This is a genomic window from Nodularia chucula CCY0103 (genome assembly GCF_963923915.1).
GTDB classification, from domain to species: Bacteria; Cyanobacteriota; Cyanobacteriia; order Cyanobacteriales; family Nostocaceae; genus Nodularia; species Nodularia chucula.
The window spans coordinates 60,289-86,971 of sequence record NZ_CAWUOL010000005.1 but is presented as its reverse complement, the minus strand read 5'-3'; the positions used below and the strand labels follow the sequence as shown (position 1 = coordinate 86,971).

The following is a 26,683-nucleotide window of genomic DNA, read 5'->3' as shown; positions in this document are numbered from 1 at the left end:
TATGCTTGTGTCTATCTCTACTAGCTTGTTTGCTCAATTGTTCAATGATAATGGCATCACCGAAAAACTCCTAACTGAGATTACGGTCAACAAGATTCTCAAAGCTCTGATTAGCGTTTTTGTCGCCTACGGAATTGCTGCCACATTTCAATCTTTTGTAAATTGGCTATCAGAGCGAGTAGCGCGGCGGTTCCGACTTACAATTAAACAGTCAGTACCTTTTTGGAAAGGACTGATTTTGATTGTCACTGTAGTTTACCTACTCAATCTATTTCTGAATCTATCGGAAAAAAATCTCTTAGCACTCACAGGTACAATTGCTGTGGGATTAGGATTTGCATTTAAGGATTATGTAAGTTCGATTATAGCTGGGGTTGTGACCTTATTTGAAGCACCATATCGAGTCGGCGATCGCATTCGCATTGGCGAACACTACGGCGAAGTCATTGGTTACGGTTTACGTGGACTCAGATTGCAAACTCCTGATGATAGCGTTGTTACTATTCCCCACAGTAAAACTTGGACAGATGCTATCTCTAATGCTAATAGTGGTGAATTAGAAGCCCAAGTAGTCACCAAATTTTATTTAGATCATTACGTTGATTGTGAAAGGGTAATACGACTTTTATACCAAGCTGCTTACAGTAGTCGATACACTCAGTTAAAATTGCCCATTTTTATCGTGATGGAAGAGTTACCTTGGTGTACTCACTTCAAACTCAAGTCTTATCCAATGGATGCTAGGGATGAGTTTATCTATCAAACGGATTTAATGCGGCGAGCTAAACAAGCATTTACTAAACATGGTCTTTCTTATCCCACTCTTATCCCACATTGAACCAGGAAATATCTGAAATGATTTCTTAAAATAATTAATCTTTGCCATTATAAATCTCTCTATTTGATGAAGAATTTAAAATTAACGGTGAGTTAATCTTCTCGAATACATACAAACTTAGAGGATTTTTGGTATGGTTCGCGATGTATTCGAGTTACCAGCGCCGCCAGTTAACTCTATTGTTGGACATTTACTTGAACTTGGACAAGACCCGTTAGGATTTCTCACTCGTTGTCGTGACTATGGTGATATTGTTCCCTTACAGATGGGGTTAACACCTACTTGTTTAGTTACTCATCCTGAATACGTAGAACAAGTTCTCAAAAATCGCCAATATTTTATTAAAAGCCGAGGTTCCCGTGCTTTAAAAACTTTATTAGGAGAGGGCTTATTAACCGCAGAAGGAGAATCCTGGTTTTGGCAACGTCGCCTGATCCAACCTGTATTTCACCAAAAACGGATTAATAAATATGGCGAAGTCATGGTAGATTACACCAACCGAATGCTGCAAACTTGGCACGATGGTGAAACTCATGATATTCATGCAGATATGATGCAGCTGACGCTGCAAATTATTATGAAGTGCATCTTTAGCACTGAGGTGGATGAAGGGGAAGCCAAAGTTGTTGCTAATGCACTAGATGTGGCTATGCAGTGGTTTGAAAGTAAGCGGAGGCAAAATTTTCTGGTGTGGGAGTGGTTCCCAAAACCGGAAAATATCCGTTATCGTCATGCTGTTGCCCAAATGGATGAAGCTATCTACAAACTCATTCAAGAACGTCGCCATAGTCAGGAGGAAACCAATGATTTGTTGACCATGCTTATGGAAGCAAAAGACGAAGAAACAGGTCAGCAGATGGATGATAAACTGCTCCGCGATGAAGTAGCGACCCTGATGTTAGCTGGCCATGAAACCACTGCCAATGCTTTATCCTGGACGTGGATGCTTTTGGCACAAAATCCCGACGTGCGGCAAAAATTAGAATTTGAGCTAAATCAAGTTTTGCAAGGAAAGTTACCAACACTCGCAGACCTGGGGCAATTAGTTTATACACAGCAAATTATCAAAGAATCAATGCGGTTATACCCTCCAGTATCTATACAGGGGCGGGAAGCAGCAGTTGATACCCAGCTTGGCGATTACGAAATTCCCCAAGGTACGACAATCATGATGAGCCAGTGGGTGATGCATCGTCATCCCCAGTATTTTGAAAATCCCGAAGCTTTTCAACCAGAACGTTGGACACAGGAGTTTGAAAAGCAATTGCCTAAAGGAGTATATATTCCCTTTGGGGATGGACCAAGAATTTGTATTGGAAAAGGTTTTGCTCAAATGGAAGCGGCTTTGTTATTGGCGACGATCGCTCAAAGCTTCCAAATAGATTTAATTCCAGATTATCCCATTGTGCCACAGCCTTCAATTACCTTGCGCCCAGAACATGGATTGAAGGTGCAACTTAAGCAAATTGGGTTAAAGACTTCTCAAGACGGAAAACGTCAACAAGTTCAAACTTCTTTTTAGCTGCAAAAAATATCATTGCTCAACCATTTTGTCCCACGCTGCACTTCATGTCAGACGTGGGGCTTCTTTTTGTTTCAGCTAAAATCTGCTAGATTAACTCGGAACGCATAGTCAAGTTTAAAATTGTCAGGTCTTGTTGCAACTACTAACTTGGGATATATCAAAATCATGAAACCATTTCTTTTTGTCTCTGACTTGGATAACACCTTCGTAGGCGATGACAACGCTTTAGCCGCACTGACAAAATCACTGACTGAACACCGTCAAGCATACGGCACTAAGATTGTCTATGCCACAGGGCGATCGCCTATTCTTTACCGCGAACTCCAAAAAGAAAAAAATCTTATGGAACCGGATGCGTTAGTTCTCTCTGTGGGTACGGAAATTTATCTTGACGGTAAAGATACCCCCGATGCGGGTTGGTCAGAAATCCTCTCCTCTGGATGGGATAGTGAATTGGTATTAAAAATCGCTCAGTCTTTTCCTGAGTTGGAACTGCAACCAGATTCCGAACAACGGGCTTTTAAAGTCAGTTTTTTCTTAAAGCAAGAGGTAGCAGTTAATGTCTTACCGCAACTAGAGGCGGAGTTGCTAAAATCTAAATTAAATATAAAATTAATCTATAGTAGCGGTATTGACCTTGACATTGTGCCTCTTACCAGCGATAAAGGTCAGGCAATGCAGTTCCTCCGTCAAAAGTGGAACTTTGCAGCAGAACAAACAGTTGTCTGCGGTGATTCAGGTAATGATATTGCTTTATTCGCTGTAGGCGAGGAACGGGGAATCATAGTCGGGAATGCACGTCCAGAGTTACTCCAGTGGCACAACGAGTACCCCGCTAACTATCGTTACCTAGCACAAGCTGTTTGTGCTGGAGGTATTCTCGAAGGTTTAAAGTATTTTGGCTTCTTAGAATGATTAGCTATCTCAAAGGGATCGTCGCTGGTATTCAAACAATTGGCGGGAGTCGCATGATGTTGACTCTCGAAGTGAATAATTTGGGGTATGATTTGCAAATTCCGCAACGCTTGGCAAAACAATTGCCAGAGTCGGGCGGAGTGACACAAATTTTTACCCATCTGCAAATTCGGGATGAAGTGCCGTTTCTCTACGGCTTTGCTTCACCCGCAGAACGGGATTTGTTCCGCCAATTGCTGACTGTAAGCGGTATTGGTACTGCTAGTGCGATCGCACTTTTGGACACTTTGGAAGTTCCAGATTTAGTCCAAGCCATTATCGCTGCCAATACCCAAATCTTAATTCAAGCTCCTGGTGTGGGCAAAAAAACCGCAGAACGTATCTGTTTGGAACTGAAAACCAAGTTAGTCGAGTGGCGCAAATCAGCAGGCTTCTTCGTCGCCACAGGCGGCCCCGCACCAGCGATTTTAGAAGAAGTGCAAATGACTCTTTTTGCTTTGGGATATAGCGCCGATGAAGTGAGTCACGCCTTACACGTCGTCAGTGAAGATATTGGATTATCTCAAGACGCTTACGTGGAAGATTGGATTAAACAGGCGATCGCGCATCTTAGCAGCAGCGAAGAAGTTACTCATACGTAATTCGTAATGCCTCTTTTCCTGCGGAACGCTACGCGAACAGAGGAGCTTCGCTAACGTAATTCGTAGTTCGTAGTTCATAATTCGTAATTAAGAAAGTCTGAGTTTTCAGGTTTGCATCTATTCTTATTCGTACTGCTTATATCATGTCTGCCTAATTAGTTATCATCCTGTACATCCCCGCAAAATTGTCTTTCCCCCTGCACCCCTGCACCCTGCCTGCTCCCTATGTCTCAAGACCCTTACAGTTGGATAGAATCATCTCTGGCAACTATTCACAAAGCTAATTGGTATCGTTCTGTACGAAAAATCCAGGGTCGTCCCGGTGCTACCGTGCTGTTGTCTGGGGAAGAGGTAATTAATTTTTCCAGTAATGATTATTTGGGTTTGGCTGGGGATGAACGCTTGAGTCAAGCCGCAATTAATGCTGTAGAACAATGGGGAACTGGTAGCACTGGTTCTCGATTAATCAGTGGACATAGAGAATTGCACCGGGAATTGGAACAGGCGATCGCATCTTGGAAACAAACCCCAGATGCAGTAGTATTTAGTTCTGGGTATTTAGCCAATTTGGGTGCGATCGCTGCTTTAGTAAGTAAGCGTGATTTAATTTTATCTGACCAATACAATCATTCCAGTCTGAAAAATGGCGCAATTCTGAGCGGTGCAGAATTTCTGGAATATCCCCATTGTGATCTAGCCGCATTAACAACTCAATTGCGTCAGCAACGGCAAAACTACCGTCGTTGTTTGATCATCACTGATAGCGTCTTCAGCATGGATGGTGACTTATGTCCATTACCAGAATTATTAGACATAGCAGAAGAGTTTAGCTCTATGCTACTGATCGACGAAGCCCATAGCACTGCTGTACTGGGAAACACAGGCGCAGGGTGCATCGAACATTTTCACTGCACAGGTAAAACCCTAATTCAAATTGGTACATTGAGTAAAGCCTTGGGCAGTTTAGGTGGTTATGTAGCAGGAAGCACCAGCCTAGTTGACTATTTACGCAATCGCGCCCCTACTTGGATTTACACCACAGCCCTTTCACCCGCAGACACCGCCGCAGCCTTAGCCGCAATTGAAATAGTACAACAAGAACCCCAACGCCTAGAGCAACTATGGCGGAATGTGAATTATTTAAAACAGTTAATTACAGAACAATTACCCCACTTAAAATTACTACCCACAGAATCAGCCATACTCTGTTTACAATTACCCAGCGCCACAGCAGCACTCAGAATTGGTGAACAGTTAATCACTAAAGGTATTTTTGCGCCAGCTATTCGTCCCCCCACAGTTCCCACCAGTCGCATACGTATATCGGTGATGGCGACTCATGAAACCAGACATCTGGAAAAATTAGTGTCAGTTCTCAGTGAGATTTTAGTATAGCAACGGACATACTGGTTAGGACATCATCATGGTTTTAAGGGAACAGGGAATGTCCTAATTACCTTTGAAGCATCGGAAACGTGTATCTCAGGCGTAGCCGGATGCGCGTAGTTTATAATATCCGCAATAGTTCTTCGGCTATCTTTGCAATACTTTAGCGGCTATGTAAGTATACGCTTGAGTCTTGAGGATCAATTATTCATGAAAATTAAAATCTAGCCCTCATTCATATCTCATTATTGGTTAAAATCACTATTACAATATATTAAGTATTGGTAGATTTTCCATAAAAGTGTTTTTCTGACCGGGTATATATCCATATATAGGCGGATGTCTAGTTAAAGTTGACATTATTTATAGTAAAATCTACCATAATAAGATAGCATTCTTCTAAGGAAGCTCTGTCATGGTAACTTTTCCCAACAGGGACGGCATAGATAAAGAACAACTAACTCTATGTGCGGCTGATTACAGCCTACTTACCGACCTTTATCAGCTGACAATGGCAGCTTGTTATACAGGCGAAGGTGTAGAACAACGGCGGGCGAGCTTTGAGTTATTCGTGCGGCGCTTACCAGAAAATTTTGGTTATCTCATAGCTATGGGGCTAGAGCAGGTTTTAGAATATTTGACTAACTTTCGCTTTAGTTCTGCTCAAATAGAAGCTTTACAAAAGACAGGAATTTTTGCTCATGTTAGAGAAAACTTTTGGACACTCTTAGCCCAAGGGTGTTTCACTGGGGATGTTTGGGCAGTACCAGAAGGAACAGCTATTTTTGCTAATGAACCATTATTAAGGGTGGAAGCACCTTTATGGCAAGCCCAACTGGTGGAAACTTATTTACTCAATACTATTAATTATCAAACTTTGATTGCGACTAAAGCCGCACGTCTGCGAGATGTGGCGGGGGAGTCAGCCACACTGCTGGAATTTGGCACAAGAAGGGCCTTTAGTCCCCAAGGTGCTTTATGGGCGGCGCGGGCGGCTTTGGCTGGCGGTTTAAATGCTACATCGAATGTGTTAGCAGCGTTACAACTGGGAGAACAGCCTAGTGGTACTATGGCTCACGCTTTAGTTATGGCAATGTCAGCAATGACAGGTAGTGAAGAACAGGCTTTTACGGCTTTTCATCGCCATTTTCCGGGTGCGCCATTATTAATTGATACTTATGATACTATCGCTGCGGCAAAGCAGTTAGCAGCAAAAATTAAGGCTGGAGAAATGGAATTAAGTGGGGTGAGGTTGGATTCTGGAGATTTAGTCAGTTTATCAAAACAAGTGCGATCGCTCCTGCCCCATGTGTCAATTTTGGCTAGCGGCGATTTAGATGAATGGGAAATTGCCAAACTCCAAGCTGCTGGTGCGGAAATTGATGGTTATGGGCTGGGAACTCGATTAGTTACGGGTGCGCCTGTGAATGGAGTCTATAAATTGGTGGAAATCGATAATATCCCGGTAATGAAACAGTCTACTAGTAAGGTGAGTTATCCCGGACGGAAGCAAATTTTCCGCTCTTGGGTCGGAGGTCAGGTACAAACTGATACTTTAGCTTTGGCGGATGAAAGCCATGTCTCCGGTTCATCTTTGTTGCAGTTAGTTGTTCAGAATGGTGAACGGTTACAGCCCCCAGCAAGTTTACAGGAAATTCGCGGACGCACTGGGGTAAGTGTGGCTAGTTTACCCCTAGAAACTCGTCGTTTGGATGCGCCAGTAGGGGTGGAGGTGGGAATTTCTCCCCGGTTAGGGGAGTTGATTTTAAAGACTAAGAAAGAAACCACGGAGACACAGAGGACATAGAGATGAGAATTGCTTTGTTTGGTACGAGTGCAGACCCGCCGACTGCTGGACATCAAAAGATTCTCAGGTGGTTATCTGAGGTTTATGATTGGGTGGCTGTTTGGGCGGCGGATAATCCTTTTAAGTCCCATCAAACGCCCTTGGAACATCGCGCAAGAATGCTGCAATTGTTGATTAGTGATATTGACTCGCCACCGCGTAATATTGCTTTGGAACAGGATTTGAGTAGCTTCCGCACTCTGGAAACTGTGGAAAAAGCTAAATCTCGTTGGGGTGAGAATGTTGAGTTTACTTTAGTAATTGGTTCTGATTTATTGCATCAGTTACCCCGTTGGTATCGCATTCAAGATTTGTTACAGCAAGTGCAATTGCTGATTGTGCCACGGCCAGGATATGCCATAGATGAGTATAGCTTAGAGGCGGTACAAAATCTGGGTGGTCAAATGGCGATCGCTACCTTAACTGGTATAGATGTTTCTTCCACCGCCTATCGAGAACATGGAGATACTCAAGCCCTGACTCCCCCCATTGTCGCTTATATTCATCAACAGCATTTGTACAAATGCCAGGACGCAACCCCAAAAAGTTACCAATTCCACTAAATCAACAACCAGCCTGCGGCTATCCTCAGCAACCTTTGGCTGATTTTAAGGTGGGTGTTGATAATGTGATTTTTTCTGTAGATACTGCCCAAAATCGCCTGCTAGTGCTTTTAGTCATGCGACAGCAGGAACCATTTTTAAATTCTTGGAGTCTTCCGGGTACTTTAGTACGTCAAGGAGAATCTTTAGAAGATGCTGCTTATCGGATTATGGCGGAGAAAATTCGCGTGAATAATCTCTATTTAGAACAGTTATACACTTTTGGTGGACCCCAGCGCGATCCCCGCGAAGCTACTGATCATTATGGTATTCGTTATCTCTCTGTTAGTTACTTTGCTTTAGTGAGGTTTGAAGAAGCAGAATTAATTGCTGATAAAGTCTCTGGGATTGCTTGGTATCCAGTTAAAGATGTACCGCAATTAGCCTTTGATCATAATCAGGTTTTGGCTTATGGTAACAGACGTTTACGAAATAAGTTAGAGTATAGTCCTGTGGCTTTTGATGTTTTGCCCACTAGCTTTACTTTAAATGATTTGTACCAATTTTACACTACAGTTTTAGGGGAAAATTTCGCCGATTACTCTAACTTTCGGGCGCGTTTACTTAAGTTAGGTTTCTTATCAGATACCGGGATTAAAGTGTCACGGGGTGCAGGTCGTCCGGCTAGTCTCTACAGGTTTGATGCTGATGCTTTTGCACCCTTAAAAGATAAACCTTTAGTTTTTATTTGAATACCCAAAATTTCAGGAAAATATATTTATGAAAGCTACCAAATTGCTGACGGTTGAAAGCTGATAGCGATAGAAAAACCCCACTCCCAGTCCCCAGTCCCCAGTCCCCAGTCCCCAGCTATAATAGCCCACAAATCATAGCAGAATGAAAATTGCGATCGCTCAACTCAATCCCATAATTGCTGATTTAGCCGGTAACGCTCAAAGAATTGTCGAAGCAGCCCAAACAGCAGCCTCTGAAGGTGCGCGTTTATTATTAACACCAGAACTTTCTTTGTGTGGCTATCCCCCCAGAGATTTATTGCTGAATCCAGGTTTGATTACAGCAATGGCGATCACTTTAAAACAGCTAGCTACAGATTTACCGCCTAATTTAGCTGTATTGGTTGGTACTGTTTCCCCAAATTTAAAAGCGTCTACCACTGGAGGGAAAGCTTTATTTAATAGTATAGCTTTGTTAGAAAATGGTCAGGTAAAGCAACTGTTTTATAAGCGGCTTTTACCTACTTATGATGTTTTTGACGAAAACCGCTATTTTGAACCAGGGCTACAAGCTAGTTATTTCAGCCTTGATAATGTGGATATTGGGGTGACGATTTGCGAAGACTTATGGAATGATGAGGAATTTTTAGGTAAGCGCCATTATCCAGTTAATCCTATTGCTGATTTAGCAATACTGCGTGTGGATGTAATTGTTAATTTATCGGCTTCACCTTACAGTGTCGGGAAGCAGCAATATCGAGAATCTATGCTCCAACATAGTGCGGTGCGGTTTTCCCAACCGATGATTTATACCAATCAAGTAGGTGGAAATGACGATTTAATTTTTGATGGACGCAGTTTTGCTTTGAATCGTCAAGGTGAAATTGTCTGTCGTGCTAATGGTTTTACTCCTGATTTCGTTTTAGTTGATTTTGATGAGGCGCAGCGAGATTTACAACTCAGTTCTGTCGCACCTGCATATCAATCAGAAGCAGAGGAAATTTGGCAGGCTTTGGTGTTGGGAGTGCGAGACTATGCCCTCAAATGTGGTTTTTCAAAAGTGGTGCTGGGTTTAAGTGGGGGAATTGATTCGGCATTAGTAGCGGCGATCGCATCTGCTGCCCTTGGTAACAAAAATGTCCTCGGTGTGCTGATGCCTTCTCCCTATAGTTCCGCCCATTCTGTCACCGATGCTTTGGCATTAGCCGCAAATTTGGGGATTGAAACCAAAATTTTAAAGATAGAGGAATTAATGCAAGGGTTTGACCACACCTTAGCTGATTTGTTTGCAGGTACTGAATTTGGCATTGCTGAGGAGAATATTCAGTCCCGGATTCGTGGTAATTTATTGATGGCGATCGCCAACAAATTCGGTTATCTCTTACTATCTACTGGTAATAAATCAGAAATGGCAGTAGGTTACTGCACCCTTTACGGTGATATGAATGGCGGGTTAGCTGTAATCGCTGATGTTCCCAAAACCCGTGTTTATTCACTGTGCCATTGGTTAAATCGGGATACTGAAATCATCCCCCAGAATATCCTTACTAAAGCACCCAGCGCCGAACTCAAACCAGGGCAAGTTGATCAAGATTCTCTACCCTCTTACGAAATTCTAGACGACATCTTGCAACGCCTAATTCATAACCACCAATCAGCAGCCCAAATTGTCGCCGCAGGACATGATCCGGTAATTGTCAATCGCGTGATTCAAATGGTAGCGCGGGCTGAATTTAAACGCCGACAAGCACCCCCAGGATTAAAAATTACTGATCGCGCCTTTGGCACAGGTTGGCGAATGCCAATTGCTAGTAATTGGGCTGCTGTGAAAAATGCCTACAGCATATCCTAGTCTAATAAAGTCCAAATTTATCTGCGTTTGTCTGCGTCCATCTGCGTTTAATTATTACTTGTACTCACGTAAAAACCCTATCAACCTCCTAACTCCCGCAACATCCCATCTATTCTGTTGACTCCCACCGTATCATTGCGCCGTTGATACAAGTTGCGCGCCCTTTGCAGTAAGTCGTTGGCACGTGAGGTTTGTCGTCGCTGTTTGTACATCAAAGCCATAAACTCATAAGTTTGGGCATTATTGGGGTCTAGTTTAATTGCTTCTTGGTAAGCCCAATTAGCGGCTGTAAAGTCTCCTAAACGGGCTTGAGTGATACCCAACCCCAAATAAGCATTTAAATTGCTACGGTTGAGTTGGATGGCACGACGGTAAGAATCTCTCGCCCCATTAGTGTCACCCAAATTCACTTTGATGTAACCCACAGCGTAATGAAAATCACTATTATTGCCATCAATGGCGATCGCCCGACGATAGGCAGCTAATGCAGGTTGAAAATTTCCTAATTGGGCATAAAGATAACCAATTCCAGAATGAATCCTCGCATTTTTTGGCTCAATATTAGCCGCTTGTTGATAGATGGCGATCGCCCCATTATAGTCCCTAGCTGCCACCAGCCTCTGCCCTTCCTCAAACATCGTCCTGACTTGAGGATTTGCCGTTTGTGCTATCAGCACCTGAGCCTGCGCTACTCTCGGCATACTAACAGCAGCAAATCCCAAGCTCAAAACACCAACTATCAGTGATATACGTTTGTACATAATCAACTTCCTCAAATTTTCTGGGACTTTTTTGTACATTAAAACAAAAAAAAATGAATTTTGAAAACTCTACTTATTTACATTTACCAAAAATAAATGAATTGTCAATTCCAATACTTTTTGACAGCAGAAAATCTCCTAATTAACTACTAAAGGACAGACTAATTATTATAAAGTATTTAGTATATACCACCAATTAATTTGTGGTCAGACAAAATGCCTGATTTAAGGATCATTTTTCCTATCGACTGACTGCTATGCAAATAACAGGTATCTTACCTTGCTATGATCCTACTAGACAATTAACTAGCAAATAACAGACTAATCTGCCTAGACCAACGGGTACTGACAACTCCCAACTCAACTGCAAAAAGAGTTTACAGCCCTAAATTGATTGAGGCTATCCATCGAAAATTTCAAATCTAAAATTCAGCGATTAACTGGCTATTTACAGGACTAACCCATGATTATCACAACAACCGATGTAATCCAAGGTGCGATTATTGACTCATATTTAGGCATTGTCACGGCGGAAGTCGTCTATGGTAGTAATTTCATCCGCGATTTTTTTGCCAGCATTCGAGATATTATTGGTGGACGTACTGCCAGTTACGAGAGACTATTTGAGCAAGGACAACGCAAAGCCATAGAAGAATTAGAACAACGCGCACAACGTTTAGGAGCAGATGCCATAATTGGCATTCAATTTGATACTGGAACCATCAACATGAACGTTGATCAGAGTGGCGTTTTATTGCTGATTACAGCCACAGGTACTGCTGTCAAAATGCGTTAAATCATCAATGCTATTGGGTAATAAAATATAATTACCCATTCTTTTTTTATAGATAATTTTATGGCTTAATTAAATTCAGGGAACAGGCAACAGGAAATGTCCTAATACCAATTATTTATGAGGCTGCATATTATTTTGACCCCCCCTACACCACAAACATCCACTTCCCTCCTCGCTCGCGCTATGGTGTACACATATCCTGATCCAAAGAGATTTTTTAGCCCTAAAAACCGAATTTAACAGTAAATCCAGTTCCCCTCCTCGCTTGCGGGGAGGGGCTAGGGGTGGGGTTTTATGACACAAAAGAGAATTTCGCGACTTGTGTGTACACCGTAGCCTCGCTTGCGGGGAGGGTTAGGGAGGGGTTCTTTATATGCCTCTTTATATAAAATTGGTATAACTACCTTTGCGGTTGCTATATGTAAAAATCAAACCGGATCACCACACATCTAAAAAATAGACATAAATATCAGCTAAATTTACAACAAAATTAGTCATAAATTAATTTTAATCCTACGGAAGATACAGTAACTAAGTCCCTCTATCGATAGATATTAAAAATCATATCTAGCAATTTAATTTAAAGCAGAAGCATGAATCCTGAAATGAATATACCTGAGAAAAAACTTTGCTGATAAAGCAATGGAGAAAATAAACTATGTCTTACATAAATCGCATGGGCGATGAAGTTATTAATGAACCATCCCTAGCAGGTAGAGTCGCTGAATATCATGATCGAGTGCGTTGGGGTCCAATAATTGCTGGCGTGTTAGTCGCCTTAGCTACTCAATTAATCTTGAGTTCCTTATTTGGTGCTATCGGCGCAGGTACAATCGCAGGTTCAGGAGCGCCCAGAAGCATAGCACCTGATGTTGCTGCTAATGTGGGAATTTGGTCAACCTTGGCTTTATTAATTTCCCTCTTCATTGGTGGTTGGGTAACAACGCGGACTTGTGGTCCCATGAACAGCAGTACAGCTCTGCTCAATGGTGCAATTCTGTGGGCTACTACTATCGCCCTCAGTTCCTGGCTCTTAGCAACTGGAGTCTGGGGTACTTTTGGTGTTGTGGCTCCCAATGTTGCAGTAGTCGTACCCCAAACTGTTCAACCAGGCCTTCCCGGACAGCAAACTGGTATCACTGCTGAACAAGCCCGCCAAATTGCGGCGGAAACTTCCAGAGCTTTGTGGTGGTTTGTCTTGGGTTCCTTGTTGAGTTTAGCTGCGGCTCTCATGGGTGCTGTTGCAGGCGCTCGCAGTCCTAGAACTAACAATTACAGGGCTTAAATGCAGTAGGGAGTGGGGAAAAGAATTTTCTTCCTCCCCTCTTGCATGGTTATTTTATAAATAATTGGTATTCGTGGTTCTATATAGCGTTTCTTTATTAAGGTACAGGAAGCCACTCCCTTTTACCACTTCAAATACGAAGCCTCAATACCTTGCTCACGCTTAATTTTGGCATCCTTTTCAAACCAAGTAATTACTTGCTGTGTTGTTAAATCCTCCATCGCCACACCGTATTCTTGGGCGATATGCTGCAAAAGTTTTAAAGACGAAATTGTTAATCTGGTTAAAAACTTTTCGGAAGAAGACAACAAAGCTGCATCAACTTGGGCTGACTCTTCTAAGGTGAGAAATTGGGTTGTCGGTTGCTGGGGTGGTATATCCATATATGTAAGTGCTGAACATATTTCAATGTTAATTCATGGAAATTAAATTGAATATGACCACAAACTTTATACATCAGATGATTCTGGTAGAGCTTGGATCAAATAACCGCAACGATGTTCACCATTGATAATCCAATGGGTACGCTCTACGTGACAATCTGGTAACACCGCCGCAAACATTTCCAATTCATGACCGCAGATACTAGGGAAAGACTCAGCGACATCAGAAATGGCGCAATTATGTTCCATGAAAATAAAGCTATCCTGGTGTGAGGATTCCACAGAGTGATACTCCGCCATGAATCCTTCCGCTTTTCTCAGATTAACTAAATTAGCTACACGCTGTTCTAGTGAGCCGTTACCCAGGAGATCGCGGTATTCTTGAGCTTTACGCTTCCACTGTTTTTGTAAAATCGAGATCACCTGTTCCCGCCCTACAGTTTCTGCTAAAGTGTCCAGCAGCGACACCGCAAATTCTCCATAGCGATCGCTTTGATAATCATTCAAATTCCGGTGTAGGCGATCGCGTCCCCGGCGACTCAACTTATATATATGTTGCGGCCGCCCCATCCCCACTTGTACCGATGTATACAAAACTAACTCCTCCGTCTCCAAATCCTTCAGATGACGGCGAATTGCTTGCTTGCTCACATCTAAAACTTCCGCTAACTCAAAAGCCGTTGCTTGTGAGCGTTTAAGCAGATACTCCAGAATATCTTGCTTGGTCGAGGTCTGGTGAGTAATCTCCATTTTCTCTACAAGACGCTCCGCGAACGTCCCCCACAATTTTTTTTCAGAAAATTTGACTTTAACAACATTCTTGTTGTTAATTTAGCGTAAAATGAAAATAAATTAAACAACCGATAAGTTGTTTTACTCCCTAAGTCCTATTGTAACAGCCTTGTAACCACTAGGTAACAGCAAAAGGGAAAAGGCTCAACCACAGCCCGTCTCCCATCCTTAAAGAGATTTTCGTAAACAGATTCCACAATTCCAGTTCTGAACACAAGAGATTAATACCGATGAGTGCCACTGTCAAAACCTTAGTCAACCAACCCTACAAGTACGGCTTTATCACCGATATCGAAGCCGACACTATTCCGCGTGGACTAAATGAGGACGTTGTTCGCTTGATCTCCGCCAAAAAGAACGAGCCACAGTTCATGTTAGATTTTCGCCTCAGATGCTATCGCCAGTGGCAAAAAATGACAGAACCCACTTGGCCAAGTGTCAAGTATCCCCCAATCGACTATCAAAATATTATCTACTATTCTGCGCCCAAACAAAAGAAAGCCAAGCTCAACAGCTTAGATGAAGTAGATCCTACCCTGCTGGAAACCTTTGAAAAATTAGGTATTTCCCTCAATGAACAGAAGCGCCTCGCCAATGTCGCCGTAGATGCGATTTTCGATAGCGTTTCTGTTGCTACCACTTTTAAAGACAAACTCGCCGAAGATGGAGTTATCTTTTGCTCAATTTCGGAAGCCTTACAAGAACATCCCGAACTTGTCCGCAAGTACCTGGGTAGCGTCGTCCCCGCAGCAGACAATTATTTTGCAGCCCTCAACGGGGCTGTATTTAGTGATGGCTCTTTTGTCTATATTCCTAAAGGCGTAAAATGCCCAATGGAATTGTCTACATATTTCCGTATTAACTCCGGTGATACAGGACAGTTTGAACGGACTTTGATTGTGGCTGAAGAAGGTAGCTATGTTTCCTACCTAGAAGGTTGCACTGCGCCGATGTATGATACCAACCAATTACACGCTGCTGTGGTGGAACTTGTCGCCCTGGATAACGCGGAAATCAAATACTCCACAGTCCAAAACTGGTACGCTGGGGACGAAAAGGGTAAAGGTGGAATTTATAATTTCGTTACCAAGCGCGGTTTGTGTCAAGGTGTCAATTCTAAAATTTCCTGGACACAAGTAGAAACAGGTTCAGCGATTACTTGGAAGTATCCTAGCTGTGTGTTGGTGGGTGATAATTCCGTAGGTGAATTTTACTCGGTGGCGCTGACAAATAATATGCAGCAAGCTGACACGGGGACAAAAATGATTCACGTGGGTAAAAATACTCGCAGCACGATTATTTCTAAGGGGATATCTGCGGGGAACTCTAGCAATAGTTATCGCGGTTTGGTGAAGGTGAATCCCACGGCCAAGGGTGCGAGAAATTATTCTCAGTGCGACTCGATGCTGATTGGCGATAATGCCCATGCTAATACTTTTCCTTATATTCAGGTGCAGAATAACACTAGTAAGGTGGAGCATGAGGCTTCTACTTCTAAGATTGGGGAAGATCAATTGTTTTACTTCGCTCAACGGGGTATTTCTCAGGAGGACGCTATTTCGATGATGATTAGCGGTTTCTGTAAGGATGTTTTTAATCAGCTACCTATGGAGTTTGCTGTGGAAGCAGATAAGCTTTTGAGTATGAAGTTGGAAGGTAGTGTTGGGTAGTTGGATTTAGATTAACGAACCACGAAGGCGCGAAGTGCGCGAAGTAAGAGAAGAGAGAAGATGATTATTGAAAATAGTGATGTTGTGCTGTCGGTTCGGGATTTGACGGCTAGTGTTGATGGGACTCCGATTTTGAAGGGTTTGAATCTTGAGGTTCGCTCTGGGGAGATTCATGCAATTATGGGGCCGAATGGTTCGGGGAAGAGTACCTTTTCTAAGGTTTTGGCTGGACACCCGGCTTATGAGGTGACTGGTGGTGAGGTGATTTTTCAAGGTCAGAATTTACTGGAAATGGAACCGGAGGAACGGGCTAGAAGCGGTGTGTTTTTGGCTTTTCAATATCCTTTGGAAATTCCGGGTGTGAGTAATTTGGATTTTTTACGGGTAGCTTACAATTCTCGCCGCAAGGCTCAGGGTTTGGAGGAGTTGGACGCTTTTGATTTTGATGATTTGATTGAGGAAAAGTTGGAAGTTGTCAAAATGAATCCTTCTTTTCTCAACCGCAGTCTGAATGAAGGTTTTTCTGGTGGTGAGAAGAAGCGGAATGAAATTCTGCAAATGGCTCTGCTGGAACCAAAGTTAGGTATTCTGGATGAGACTGATTCCGGTTTGGATATTGATGCTCTGAGAATTGTGGCTGATGGTGTGAATCAATTGGCTAATGCAGAAAATGCCACGATTATGATTACTCACTATCAACGGTTACTTGATTATATTGTGCCTGACTATGTTCATGTCATGGCTCATGGTCGCATTCTCATGTGTGGTGGTAAGGATTTGGCGCTGGAATTGGAAGAGCGCGGTTATGACTGGGTGTTGGAAGCTGCTGAGGTGGGTGTGTAATGACTATGCAAGTTTCTCCTATTCCGGTGACTGAATCTACTACTCTGTTGAATAATGATGATTATTTAATTGGGTTATTAAGTGAAGTAATTCTCTCGAAAACTGAAAGTTGCTTGCTGGAATTACGCCAAGATGCTGCTAATTGGGTACGTTATTCTACTTTCCCCACGACTCGTAATGAGGAATGGCGTTTTACTGATTTGTCGGCGCTGCGTCAGGTGCAGTTTCATCTGGACAGAGAGTTACAATCAGTTGATATCTCGCCTTTGATTTTACCGGAGGCTGTTAACAGTCGTTTGGTATTTGTCAATGGAATCTATGCGCCGGATTTATCCGCCGTTGCAGATTTACCTTCTGGTTTGGTGGTAGGTAATTTGGCGGGTTTTTCCCAGTCTCAGCAGGAGAGTGTTAAACAGTATTTGGCTCAAGCTGAGGGTTCACAGGAGGTTTTTACTGCTCTCAATACTGCGGGTATCTCTGATGCGGCGGTGGTTTGGGTGGCTAAGAATGTGATTGTGGAAACGCCTATTCATCTGTTGTTTGTGAATACTGCTGGGGAGAAGGCGACGATTTCTCAGCCCCGGTGTTTGGTGGTGGCTCAGTCTGGTGCTAGTGTGACTGTGGTGGAAGAGTTTATTAACCGCAGAGGCGCAGAGAACGCAGAGGGGGTTTATTTCACTAATGCGGTGACGGAAGTTTGGCTGGATGAAAATGCTCAGGTGAGTCATACGCGGGTAGACAGGGAAGGTACAGAGGCTTTTCATGTGGGAAAAACTGCTGTGACTCAAGCTCGTGATAGTCGATATACTTGTCATGCTGTGACTTTTGGCGGGAAGTTATCTCGCCACAATTTGGAGATTTTTCAAACTGGTGAACAAACCGAAACGACTCTCAATGGTTTGACGATGATTTCTGGCAAACAAGTGGCTGATACTCATAGTGCGATCGCACTTAATCATCCCCATAGTACCAGTAGACAATTACATAAGTGTATTGTAGGCGATCGCGCTCATGCAGTATTCAATGGCAAGGTATTTGTGCCGAAAGCCTCGCAGTTAACCAATGCCGGTCAGTTAAATCGCAATTTGCTACTATCATCAAAGGCGCGAGTTGATACTAAGCCCCAGTTGGAAATTACCGCCGACAATGTGAAATGCGCTCATGGTGCTACCGTTAGTCAGCTGGAAGATGATGAAATTTTTTATCTCCAAAGTCGGGGAATTAATGAAAATGATGCCCGTAAGTTGTTAATTAATGCTTTTGCTGCCGAAATTATCAACCAAATTCCCGTCAAATCTCTCCAAGAAATCTTATTAAACACAGTCAATAGTCTCAAATCTGTGACTAATAACTAATTACCCATGACTTTCACCCCTACCAAAACCCTAGCTGATCAAGTTCGCGCTGACTTCCCCATATTGCATCAGGAAGTTAACGGGAAACCTTTGGTTTATCTGGATAATGCAGCTACTTCCCAAAAACCTCTGTTCGTGTTAAATGCTTTGCGGGATTATTACGAACAATATAATGCTAATGTGCATCGCGGCGCTCATACCCTGAGTGCTAAAGCCACTGATGCTTATGAAGGTGCGCGAGATAAAGTAGCTAAATTCATTAATGCTGCGTCACGTCAGGAAATTATCTACACCCGCAACGCCAGTGAAGCCATTAATTTGGTAGCTTACAGCTGGGGAATGAACAATTTGCAACCAGGAGATGAAATTATTCTCTCGGTAATGGAACATCACAGTAATATTGTTCCTTGGCAATTTGTCTCACAAAAAACCGGGGCGGTGTTAAAGTTTGTGCAATTGACACCAGAAGGTAGTTTTGATTTAGAACAGTTTAAAAACCTGATTTCTGACAAAACAAAATTGGTTGCAGTCAGTCATATTTCTAATACTTTGGGTTGTATTAATCCAGTAGCAGAAATTGCGGAAATAACTCACAGATACGCTGCGAAATTCTTAGTTGATGCTTGTCAAAGTGTACCTCATACCCCAGTAGATGTGCAACAAATCGACTGTGATTGGTTAGTTGCTTCCGGTCATAAAATGTGCGCCCCCACTGGCATCGGATTTTTGTATGGTAAATTAGAACTATTGGAATCTATGCCGCCATTTTTGGGTGGTGGTGAAATGATTGCCGATGTCTATTTAGACCATTCTACCTATGCAGAATTACCCCATAAATTTGAAGCCGGGACACCTGCAATTGCCGAGGCGATCGCACTAGGGGCGGCAGTAGATTATCTTAGTAATATTGGCATGGAAAGAATCCACGCCTACGAAGCCGAACTCACGGCTTATTTATTCCACCAATTAACGCAAATACCCCAAATCACAATTTACGGCCCCAAACCCAACGCCAAAGGGGAAGGAAGAGCCGCATTAGCTGCATTTACAGCCGCAGATGTCCACCCCAACGACTTATCCACATTATTAGACCAAGAAGGGGTAGCCATTCGTTCAGGACATCACTGCACTCAACCATTACACCGTTACTTAGGTTTACCGGGAACCGCACGGGTAAGTTTATCTTTCTATAACACCCGCGCAGAAATTGATATTTTTATCAAAGCGCTGAAGGAAACCTTGGACTTTTTTGCTGGTTTCTCCTAATACCAATTATTTGTGAATCTGCATATTATTTTTACCCCACTCCTTACCCCTAACCCGTAAAATCAGGTTCCCTCCTCGCTTGCGGTGAACCGGCGCTGTAGGCGACTGGTGTAAAGCCTTGCGGGTATGGCTGCGCTTACCGCGTAGCGTGCCGGAGGCATCACCCGAAGGGGGAGGGTAGGGATTCTTTTTATGCATCTTTATAGAACCCGCCATATGCAATCGCGTGTTGTGTCGGTTAATTAGGAAACTTCGACCTCGGTTTATTTTGATTGAAAGGAATAAAAATGGCTAGACTTTTGGTTTAGAACTCATCCCTATTTCTCACCCCACCGAATGTATTTCTTAAAAGTATACTTTTATTTATTTAACAGTTTGTACAGTTGGGAATGAACTATCAATCTGAGGACGAGTATTTACACGAGATGCCCGTAATTCTAGCAGGGCCAATGTTACAACATACAGAACCTGAATCAGTTACGGTCTGGATTGCGCTCAAACAGGCTTATCAGGTAGAACTCAAGGTTTACGACACCACAAATAACGGTACAGTGTTAGGAAATGCTCTATTCCAGGGAAGACGTTCTACCATTGCCCTTGGTAAATCGCTGCATATTGTGGCCGTAACAGCTCGTTCTTTAAGTATGTACCGCCTCAGAAGCGATCGCATCTACGCTTACGATCTTCAATTCATTGACCAAACTGACCAAACTCAGCAAACTTTGCAGCAAGTCTTATGTTCCAACCGCTTTCCTCACATTAACATCAGCTATTTTGCCCACCAAAAACCAACCTTTGTCCTACCACCCAGTAATCTGCAAGATTTGCGAATTGTGCATGGTTCCTGTCGCAAACCCCACGGGCATGGGTTTGATACATTACCCATTCTAGATTGCCTAATTGAAGAAACTGCTAACCAGCCTCGACAACGCCCCCATCAACTGTTTTTGACTGGCGACCAAATTTATGGAGATGATGTATCTGAGCCACTATTGTGGGTTTCCAGTATGCTTGGTGACGCGTTATTGGGTTGGGAAGAACGGCTACCAGCCACTCAAAAAAAGCCTGGGGATGCTGCTTATTACACACCAAAGCAACTACCTCCTGGACATCGGGCTGATGTGGTAACTCACCAAGCTGGCTTCACCGCAGGATTAGACAATAAACGCGCTAAGGTCGTTAATCATCTTCTGAGCTTGGGTGAATATTATGCATCTTATTTATTGATTTGGTCTCCAGTGTGCTGGCCAGATACTTTTTCTCAGGGACGAAAAATGATGAAAACTCGCAAAGCCACTCGCCAGTGGGATCAGCAAGTTGAAAATCTGCGGCAATTTATCCACACTCTTTGGAAAGTCCGCCGCGCCCTGGCCAATATTCCCATGTACAGTATCTTTGATGACCATGATGTCAGTGATGACTGGAACCTCAACCAAGCTTGGTGTTTGCGGGTACTGGGACAACCCTTGGGGCAACGAGCTGTACAAAACGCACTGTTAGCCTATACAGTTTTTCAAGCATGGGGCAATACACCCTGGCAATTTGAAGCCAATCAATCTGGTGAAAAACTCTTAATGGCGGCCCATGACTGGTCTGCTTCCCAAGGAACAGATACTGCGGCCTATGAGGCGATCGCTCGTTATGTGGGAATGCCAGCCAATAACCCCCACACTGGCTTACCTGAGTTTGCTTCGGACGGTTCTGTATTAGTGCTAGATCGACATCCAGAGGCACTTACTTGGCACTATACAGTACGTAGCAATTGCCATGAAGTAATAGTTTTAGATACACGTACATGGCGGGGCTACCCTGCTGAACAAAAACCGACAGCACCACCAATGCTGTTATGTCCACAAACCTTTGAGCGCCAACTCTCCCTACCTCTACAACAAGCTTCTGGGATTCAAGCCACAATGGTGATTGCACCGACAAATGTGTTTAGTTTGAAAGTAATTGATAGGATTCACCATTGGCAATTGCAACGTGACAAAGTGTTTGCAGCAGATGTAGGAGATTCCTGGAATGTTAACTCCCAAGCATTGGCGAAATTGCTCACAACTTTATTTGCACAACGCCAAAAATTCGTGATCTTATCTGGAGATATTCACTACAGTTCAGTTATTCGTTTATCTTTTGTAAGTACTTCTCCAGATTTTGCCAACCCATCAGTTTTAGTGCAGTTAACTTCTAGTGCAATCAAGAACGAAGAGCCTATTACTCGTATACTACATACACAACTGAAACACTGGCTCTTACCCGAAAAGGTACGACATTGGATAGGATGGCTCAATCCACCGGATATGGTAGAACAAAGAGCTAGACAATCCCACAATCCGCAAATGAAACCAGATTGGAATTGTCACCTGGAATGGATTCCTCGACAAAACTTTCAGACTCCTAACTTTGGCACTAATGTGTCATGGCTCAGGACTCCTCGACAAACAGCCAAAAAAGATAAATGGCTATGGTTACAGCAGCTAATGTTCTGGAAATCTCCGTGGTTTCAAGATGGAGGAGAAGTGGTGGGAGTCAATAATTTGGCCTTAGTTCAGTTTGAATTGACAGAGACCAGTAATTCTTACAAAGTTATGCAAGATTCATACTGGTTTTCTTCCTGGTATCCTACCCGAATTGTTTATAGCCGCTTCGAGAGCCAAGTATAGCGGTTCCCGCTTGAGTGCAATACAGTATGGCTTAAAATTCTTTGCCTATAGCCTTTCCCAGTCTAATGAAATACACACCAATTTGTTCCCTTTTCCCTGTTCCCTAAAACTGAAAAACTTTGTACCTCACGAGCATGGGAACTGCTATATCTTGTTTTGACCATGCTTGTCACCCCCTCAATAGCAGCAATTTGTCCTGCATCACTTACGTTCGTGTAGCGTATCGGAGGCTTGATTATGAATTAGTAGAGCTATCCTCATATTGCATAACTTTGGCATAATCACCCAAGGCTTCGCAGGTAAACTTTAAACTAGTAAAAGCTTGTTTTTCAATAGACTGATCTTTTAATTCTCTAGCTAATAGCAAACGTTCTTCATAATATTTAGTAGCTTTTTTATAATCACCCAAGGCTTCACAAGCCACCCCTAAACTAGCAAGAGATTGTTCTTCAATATGATGGTCTTTCAATTCTTTTGCTAATTGTAACCGCTCTTCATAATACAAAATTGCTTTACCATAGTTACCTGTAGCACAACAAGCATTACCAAGATTCTTTAGCACCTGAGAAGCAAGACGAAGATGTTTAAGTAAACGTGCTGTTCTGACACATCTTTCATAATAAGCGATCGCCTCTGCATAATGATCTACAGCATAATAGGTATTACCAATATTCTTGAGTACCTTTTCCATTCCCCAATTGTCTTCAATTTCTTCAACAATTTTTAAACTTTGCTTTTGATAGATAATAGCTTGCTTAAATTTACCCACGGCTTTATATACCAATCCCAAATTATTTAGAGCTGCAACTTCACTGCGCTTATTTGACAGTTCATGGGTGACTTTTAAACACTGTTGCAGATACTTGATTGCTGGTTTATAGTTTTTCAAGTGACGGTAAGCATTACCCAACAAAGATAATACTTGCATTTGGATCGTTAAATCTGTAGTAGGCTGTGATAACGCCAAACACTGGTGAGAATAGGAAATCGTAGCTGTGTAATTACCTGACATATAGGCGACAAGTGCTAAAACAGCCAGTGTTTCCTCCTGTTTTTGTGCATCCCTGACACCCTGAAATAACTCTAGGGCTTGTCGTAGTGATTTTAAAGCCGCTTTTAATTCACCAGCTTTTTGTTGTTTAATACCTTGATGGAGTAACTGAGATGCTTCCGACAAATCCTCATCTGTTTCCAGTGGAAGTACAATTTCTCCCAAAGAATTTTCTTCCAATTCATCTGTATTGTTATTGTATTTACCGGAATATAAGTTATTGTTTATACTATTTATAATGTGGTTGTATGACATCGACCCATTCCTGTTAATTTTTGTAATCAATTTATTATTCCCCAAACCACCGTCTTAGTTTCATAAGTTAAAAAACAGGGAGATGCATTATGCAAAGAATTTTGGAAACAGAAGTGATGGATACCTGGGAAGAAGCTATTGACTATGATACAATGAACTTTGCTGAAGTTAATAGGGCTTTTGCTTCAGAGGCGATCGCATTAACGCCAAAAAAACAGGCTTTAGTATTGGATGCAGGAACTGGAACTGGTCGCATTCCGGTGTTAATCTCCCAAATAAATCCTGAATGGCAAATTATAGCTATTGATTTAGCTGAAAATATGCTGCAAATTGCCGCAAAAAATATACAAGCAGCTAACTTAGAACAACAAATTAGCTGTGAGTTAGTTGATGCCAAAAAATTACCCTATGCAAATACAGTATTTGATATGGTAATCTCTAATAGTCTTGTACATCATTTACCCGAACCACTACCCTTCTTTCAAGAACTCAAGCGCGTTACCAAACCCAATAGCAGTATTTTAATTCGTGATTTAGTCCGACCATTTAATCAAGTGCAAATGGATATTTTAGTGGAAAGGATCGCCACTGAATATAACTCCCACCAGAAAAAATTATTTCGTGATTCTCTACAAGCTGCGCTCACAATAGATGAAGTGAAACAACTAGTTTCATCTGTAGATTTAGCTGGAGTCAAAATTTATCAATCAAGTGAGCTACATTGGACAATTGAACGAGCTGGAACGTTTTAGAACAACGAAATAATTACCAAAATTCATCTATTCATTGGTATTCTTGTATTCCACACTTGTTCAAATTCAGCTTTGGTAATGCCAAACTCTTGAATATCCTTTTCGCCTAAAGGTTTATCACATAACATTCCATGATTGTCTGCAAAATGGTTGCCATCGTAAAACAATACGTTACCATTTTCATAAACTTCTATTTGTCTGACAGCACACAAATCACGTCCGACTTCCATAAAATAAGTGCTTGTACCCCACGTATCATAATCGCCGCCAAGGGATTCATCCCAAAACCATTTACAATATTTCCTGAACTTGGTTGATAATGACATAATTTATTCACTCCTATGAGGGATTGTTGCCTTCCAGCTATTATATGAAAATGTATGTTGTATCCATCTAGATGGCGTACCTGGAAAACTTAAGGTAACGCACTACCAGAACTCAATGGCTATCAAGATTAACTTCACTCCTTAAATATGCTTGGCTCTAAATAAATTTTTCACAAATCTGCCAAAGCCAGCATGAATCGGTATAGTTTTATTCTACCCTACTATTCTCACATATAGCGTTTACTAATCATACAATGTATATTATGGCCTCCTGATCACTTGCGGGGGTTGGCTTATCGTATCTAACTAAAGAGAGAAACGCTATATCATATATTAAAAGTTAGGTTTGGTTTTAACTGGCAAAATAATCATAAACTCTGTACCTTTTCCTAATTCTGAAGTAACGTTTATTTTACCTTCGTGTTGTTTAATAATCTGGTAACAGATACTTAAACCTAAGCCAGTTCCTTTACCTATTGGTTTAGTAGTAAAAAAAGGATTAAATAACTTATTCATGATTTCTGGAGGGATTCCCGAACCGTTATCTTTAATCCCTACTTTGATGAAAGATTCATCTAATGTCTCTGTATCTATAATAATTTGTTTATCACGGCTATTATTTTGTTCTTGGAGCGCATCTATAGCATTACTTAAAATATTCATAAATACTTGATTTAGTTGAGCGGGATAACATTCAATTAAAGGTAAATCTCCATAATTTTTCACTAATGTTATTTCTTGTTTAATTCTATGATTGAGAATTAAGAGTGTATTTTCAATCCCTTCGTGAATATTCACATCTTTGATAGTTGCTTCATCTAGGCGAGAAAAATTACGCAAAGATAGGACAATTCCTCGAATACGTTGAGCGCCAATTTTCATAGAAGTCAACAGCTTGCATAAATCTTGGCTAACAAAGTTTAAATCTATTTCTTCAATGGTTTCAGCAATTATATCCGTTGGTTCCGGGTACTCTTGCTGATATAAGTTTATTAAATTGAGTAACTCTTCAATATAATCATTGGCACATTGAATATTACCATGAATAAAATTAACTGGATTATTTACTTCATGAGCTATACCTGCTACCATCTCTCCCAGAGAAGACATTTTTTCTGTTTGGATTAATTGTCCTTGGGTTTCTTTCAAATCTTGTAATATTTTTTCCAATTCCTGGGTGCGTTCTTCTACCCGTTGCTCTAAAGTTTGACGTGCTATTTCTAATTCCTGGGTGCGTTCTTCTACCCGTTGCTCTAAAGTTTGACGTGCTATTTCTAATTCTTGTGTATAATCTCCGACCCACTCCACTAATTGATTCAGTGAGGTGGCTAAAGTCCCTACTTCATCATTACTATTAATATTAGCTCTGAGTTGAAAATTTGATTCTTGGGTAATTCTGATCGCAACTTTAGTAACAATTTCTAAGGGATGAGCAATTAACCGACTTGTATATATGGCCAGTGCGGCGGCGATCGCCACTGAGAAGGCCATACTAGTAAATATAACTTGAAGTCGTAATGTTTGAGCTTCTTGAAAGCGATGATGTGCTTTTTCTTCTTGAATATCAGCATTACTTATAATTTGGACTAACTCATCAGAAAGTTTGTCAAATTGGATATTAATATTAAATTGCTCTATTTGCTGAATTAAATTTATTAAATCTGTTTGATTGGAGTTATTTTTTTCTTCAAAAAGGTTGTCTGTTTCAACTTGTTTCCAAAAGGCTGATACTGTTTGATTGTATAGTTTAGTTGTGAGGCGATAATTTTTTAAAAGTTGATAAAATTTTTGTTGGTCGATGTCTAATTCATCGTGGTTTTCTTTAATAAATAATTCAGCGTTATCTAATTCTCGATTTACGGTCACTACTTGATTTTTAAATAAGTTTTTTTCAAATTCAAACCAAATTGAGTTATTTAAAACACTGACTAAACGTTGTGGATGTAACCTGATTATAGATACTGAGTTTTCTAAATTTTTTAACAGGTCTTGCTGCGCATGAGATAAATTTAATTGTCTATAGGCATTTACTTCGTTGTTGTATGAGATTAGTAAACCAGTAATTGTCCCAATAAAAGAAATTCCAATAGTTACGGCATAACCATAACTAATTTTTTTCGCAATAGTCCAGCGATTACTTAAATTGTTTAGCCAAGTAACTTTTTCTTGAAGTCGCTTTTTCTGTTTTGTAATCATTTATATTTAA

Annotated in this window: 23 protein-coding genes; 17 read left to right on the top strand and 6 right to left on the bottom strand. The window is 41.7% G+C overall.

Annotated features, from left to right (window positions below):
* The first annotated feature begins 1 nt into the window (after nt 1).
* From ACM0OP_RS03255 to ACM0OP_RS03215, 9 genes are all read left to right on the top strand, one after another.
* Complete coding sequence (locus ACM0OP_RS03255; RefSeq protein WP_414526947.1) at nt 2–838, top strand: mechanosensitive ion channel family protein; 837 nt, start codon at nt 2–4, stop codon at nt 836–838.
* Between the two features lie 133 nt (nt 839–971).
* Nucleotides 972–2,360: a cytochrome P450 gene (locus tag ACM0OP_RS03250; protein WP_414526946.1), complete on the top strand. Its 1,389-nt coding sequence runs from the start codon at nt 972–974 to the stop codon at nt 2,358–2,360.
* Between the two features lie 168 nt (nt 2,361–2,528).
* Complete coding sequence (locus tag ACM0OP_RS03245) at nt 2,529–3,278, top strand: sucrose-phosphate phosphatase (RefSeq protein ID WP_414526945.1); 750 nt, start codon at nt 2,529–2,531, stop codon at nt 3,276–3,278.
* Entirely contained in the window at nt 3,275–3,919 is a 645-nt protein-coding gene (gene ruvA, locus ACM0OP_RS03240; protein ID WP_414526944.1) for a Holliday junction branch migration protein RuvA, read from the top strand. Before ACM0OP_RS03245 ends, ruvA begins: the two co-directional genes overlap by 4 nt.
* A 225-nt stretch (nt 3,920–4,144) precedes the next feature.
* On the top strand, nt 4,145–5,314 hold the full coding sequence (gene bioF / locus ACM0OP_RS03235) for an 8-amino-7-oxononanoate synthase (RefSeq protein WP_414526943.1): 1,170 nt from the start codon (nt 4,145–4,147) through the stop codon (nt 5,312–5,314).
* Between the two features lie 406 nt (nt 5,315–5,720).
* Nucleotides 5,721–7,112 carry a nicotinate phosphoribosyltransferase gene (locus tag ACM0OP_RS03230; RefSeq protein WP_414526942.1) on the top strand — a complete coding sequence of 464 codons (1,392 nt, stop codon included), beginning with the start codon at nt 5,721–5,723 and terminating at the stop codon, nt 7,110–7,112.
* A gap of 2 nt (nt 7,113–7,114) precedes the next feature.
* The gene (locus tag ACM0OP_RS03225) at nt 7,115–7,714 is read left to right on the top strand and encodes a nicotinate-nucleotide adenylyltransferase (RefSeq protein WP_414526941.1); all 600 of its coding nucleotides are present in this window, start codon (nt 7,115–7,117) and stop codon (nt 7,712–7,714) included.
* Nucleotides 7,675–8,445: an NUDIX hydrolase gene (locus ACM0OP_RS03220; protein ID WP_414526940.1), complete on the top strand. Its 771-nt coding sequence runs from the start codon at nt 7,675–7,677 to the stop codon at nt 8,443–8,445. Before ACM0OP_RS03225 ends, ACM0OP_RS03220 begins: the two co-directional genes overlap by 40 nt.
* 145 nt (nt 8,446–8,590) lie before the next feature.
* Nucleotides 8,591–10,279, top strand: a complete 1,689-nt coding sequence (locus ACM0OP_RS03215; protein ID WP_414526939.1) for an NAD+ synthase — start codon at nt 8,591–8,593, stop codon at nt 10,277–10,279.
* Between the two features lie 80 nt (nt 10,280–10,359).
* Here the strand turns inward: ACM0OP_RS03215 and ACM0OP_RS03210 are convergent, their stop codons facing one another.
* The gene (locus ACM0OP_RS03210) at nt 10,360–11,040 is read right to left on the bottom strand and encodes a tetratricopeptide repeat protein (protein WP_414526938.1); all 681 of its coding nucleotides are present in this window, start codon (nt 11,038–11,040) and stop codon (nt 10,360–10,362) included.
* A 463-nt stretch (nt 11,041–11,503) separates the two neighbouring features.
* Between ACM0OP_RS03210 and ACM0OP_RS03205 the strand changes: the two genes are divergently transcribed.
* Together ACM0OP_RS03205 and ACM0OP_RS03200 are read left to right on the top strand one after the other, a co-directional pair.
* Complete coding sequence (locus tag ACM0OP_RS03205; protein WP_414526937.1) at nt 11,504–11,836, top strand: YbjQ family protein; 333 nt, start codon at nt 11,504–11,506, stop codon at nt 11,834–11,836.
* A 658-nt stretch (nt 11,837–12,494) separates the two neighbouring features.
* Complete coding sequence (locus ACM0OP_RS03200) at nt 12,495–13,121, top strand: hypothetical protein (protein WP_414526936.1); 627 nt, start codon at nt 12,495–12,497, stop codon at nt 13,119–13,121.
* A gap of 122 nt (nt 13,122–13,243) precedes the next feature.
* On the opposite strand, the gene ACM0OP_RS03195 is transcribed toward ACM0OP_RS03200, so the two are convergent.
* Both ACM0OP_RS03195 and sufR read right to left on the bottom strand, forming a co-directional pair.
* A complete protein-coding gene (locus ACM0OP_RS03195) occupies nt 13,244–13,504 on the bottom strand; it encodes a hypothetical protein (protein ID WP_414526935.1) in 261 nt (86 codons plus the stop codon).
* Nucleotides 13,505–13,570: 66 nt separating this feature from the next.
* Entirely contained in the window at nt 13,571–14,254 is a 684-nt protein-coding gene (gene sufR, locus ACM0OP_RS03190) for an iron-sulfur cluster biosynthesis transcriptional regulator SufR (RefSeq protein WP_414526934.1), read from the bottom strand.
* 272 nt (nt 14,255–14,526) lie between these two features.
* Between sufR and sufB the strand changes: the two genes are divergently transcribed.
* The 5 genes from sufB (at nt 14,527) to ACM0OP_RS03165 (ending at nt 22,093) form a co-directional block, all read left to right on the top strand.
* The gene (gene sufB / locus ACM0OP_RS03185) at nt 14,527–15,966 is read left to right on the top strand and encodes a Fe-S cluster assembly protein SufB (RefSeq protein ID WP_414526933.1); all 1,440 of its coding nucleotides are present in this window, start codon (nt 14,527–14,529) and stop codon (nt 15,964–15,966) included.
* A 60-nt stretch (nt 15,967–16,026) separates the two neighbouring features.
* Nucleotides 16,027–16,809, top strand: a complete 783-nt coding sequence (sufC, locus tag ACM0OP_RS03180) for a Fe-S cluster assembly ATPase SufC (protein WP_414526932.1) — start codon at nt 16,027–16,029, stop codon at nt 16,807–16,809.
* Nucleotides 16,809–18,164: a Fe-S cluster assembly protein SufD gene (gene sufD, locus ACM0OP_RS03175; RefSeq protein WP_414526931.1), complete on the top strand. Its 1,356-nt coding sequence runs from the start codon at nt 16,809–16,811 to the stop codon at nt 18,162–18,164. Before sufC ends, sufD begins: the two co-directional genes overlap by 1 nt.
* A gap of 6 nt (nt 18,165–18,170) precedes the next feature.
* Nucleotides 18,171–19,430, top strand: coding sequence for a SufS family cysteine desulfurase (locus ACM0OP_RS03170; RefSeq protein ID WP_414526930.1), 1,260 nt, complete (start codon nt 18,171–18,173; stop codon nt 19,428–19,430).
* A 389-nt stretch (nt 19,431–19,819) separates the two neighbouring features.
* Nucleotides 19,820–22,093 (top strand): alkaline phosphatase D family protein, encoded by a 2,274-nt coding sequence (locus ACM0OP_RS03165; protein WP_414526929.1) that lies wholly within the window; start codon nt 19,820–19,822, stop codon nt 22,091–22,093.
* 235 nt (nt 22,094–22,328) lie between these two features.
* Here ACM0OP_RS03165 and ACM0OP_RS03160 read toward each other — a convergent pair whose 3' ends face one another.
* On the bottom strand, nt 22,329–23,399 hold the full coding sequence (locus ACM0OP_RS03160; protein ID WP_414526928.1) for a tetratricopeptide repeat protein: 1,071 nt from the start codon (nt 23,397–23,399) through the stop codon (nt 22,329–22,331).
* Between the two features lie 89 nt (nt 23,400–23,488).
* Between ACM0OP_RS03160 and ACM0OP_RS03155 the strand changes: the two genes are divergently transcribed.
* The gene (locus tag ACM0OP_RS03155) at nt 23,489–24,151 is read left to right on the top strand and encodes a class I SAM-dependent methyltransferase (RefSeq protein WP_414526927.1); all 663 of its coding nucleotides are present in this window, start codon (nt 23,489–23,491) and stop codon (nt 24,149–24,151) included.
* Between the two features lie 23 nt (nt 24,152–24,174).
* Here the strand turns inward: ACM0OP_RS03155 and ACM0OP_RS03150 are convergent, their stop codons facing one another.
* The gene (locus ACM0OP_RS03150; protein WP_414526926.1) at nt 24,175–24,477 is read right to left on the bottom strand and encodes a hypothetical protein; all 303 of its coding nucleotides are present in this window, start codon (nt 24,475–24,477) and stop codon (nt 24,175–24,177) included.
* A gap of 333 nt (nt 24,478–24,810) precedes the next feature.
* Nucleotides 24,811–26,673 carry a sensor histidine kinase gene (locus ACM0OP_RS03145; RefSeq protein WP_414526925.1) on the bottom strand — a complete coding sequence of 621 codons (1,863 nt, stop codon included), beginning with the start codon at nt 26,671–26,673 and terminating at the stop codon, nt 24,811–24,813.
* Nucleotides 26,674–26,683 lie beyond the last annotated feature (10 nt).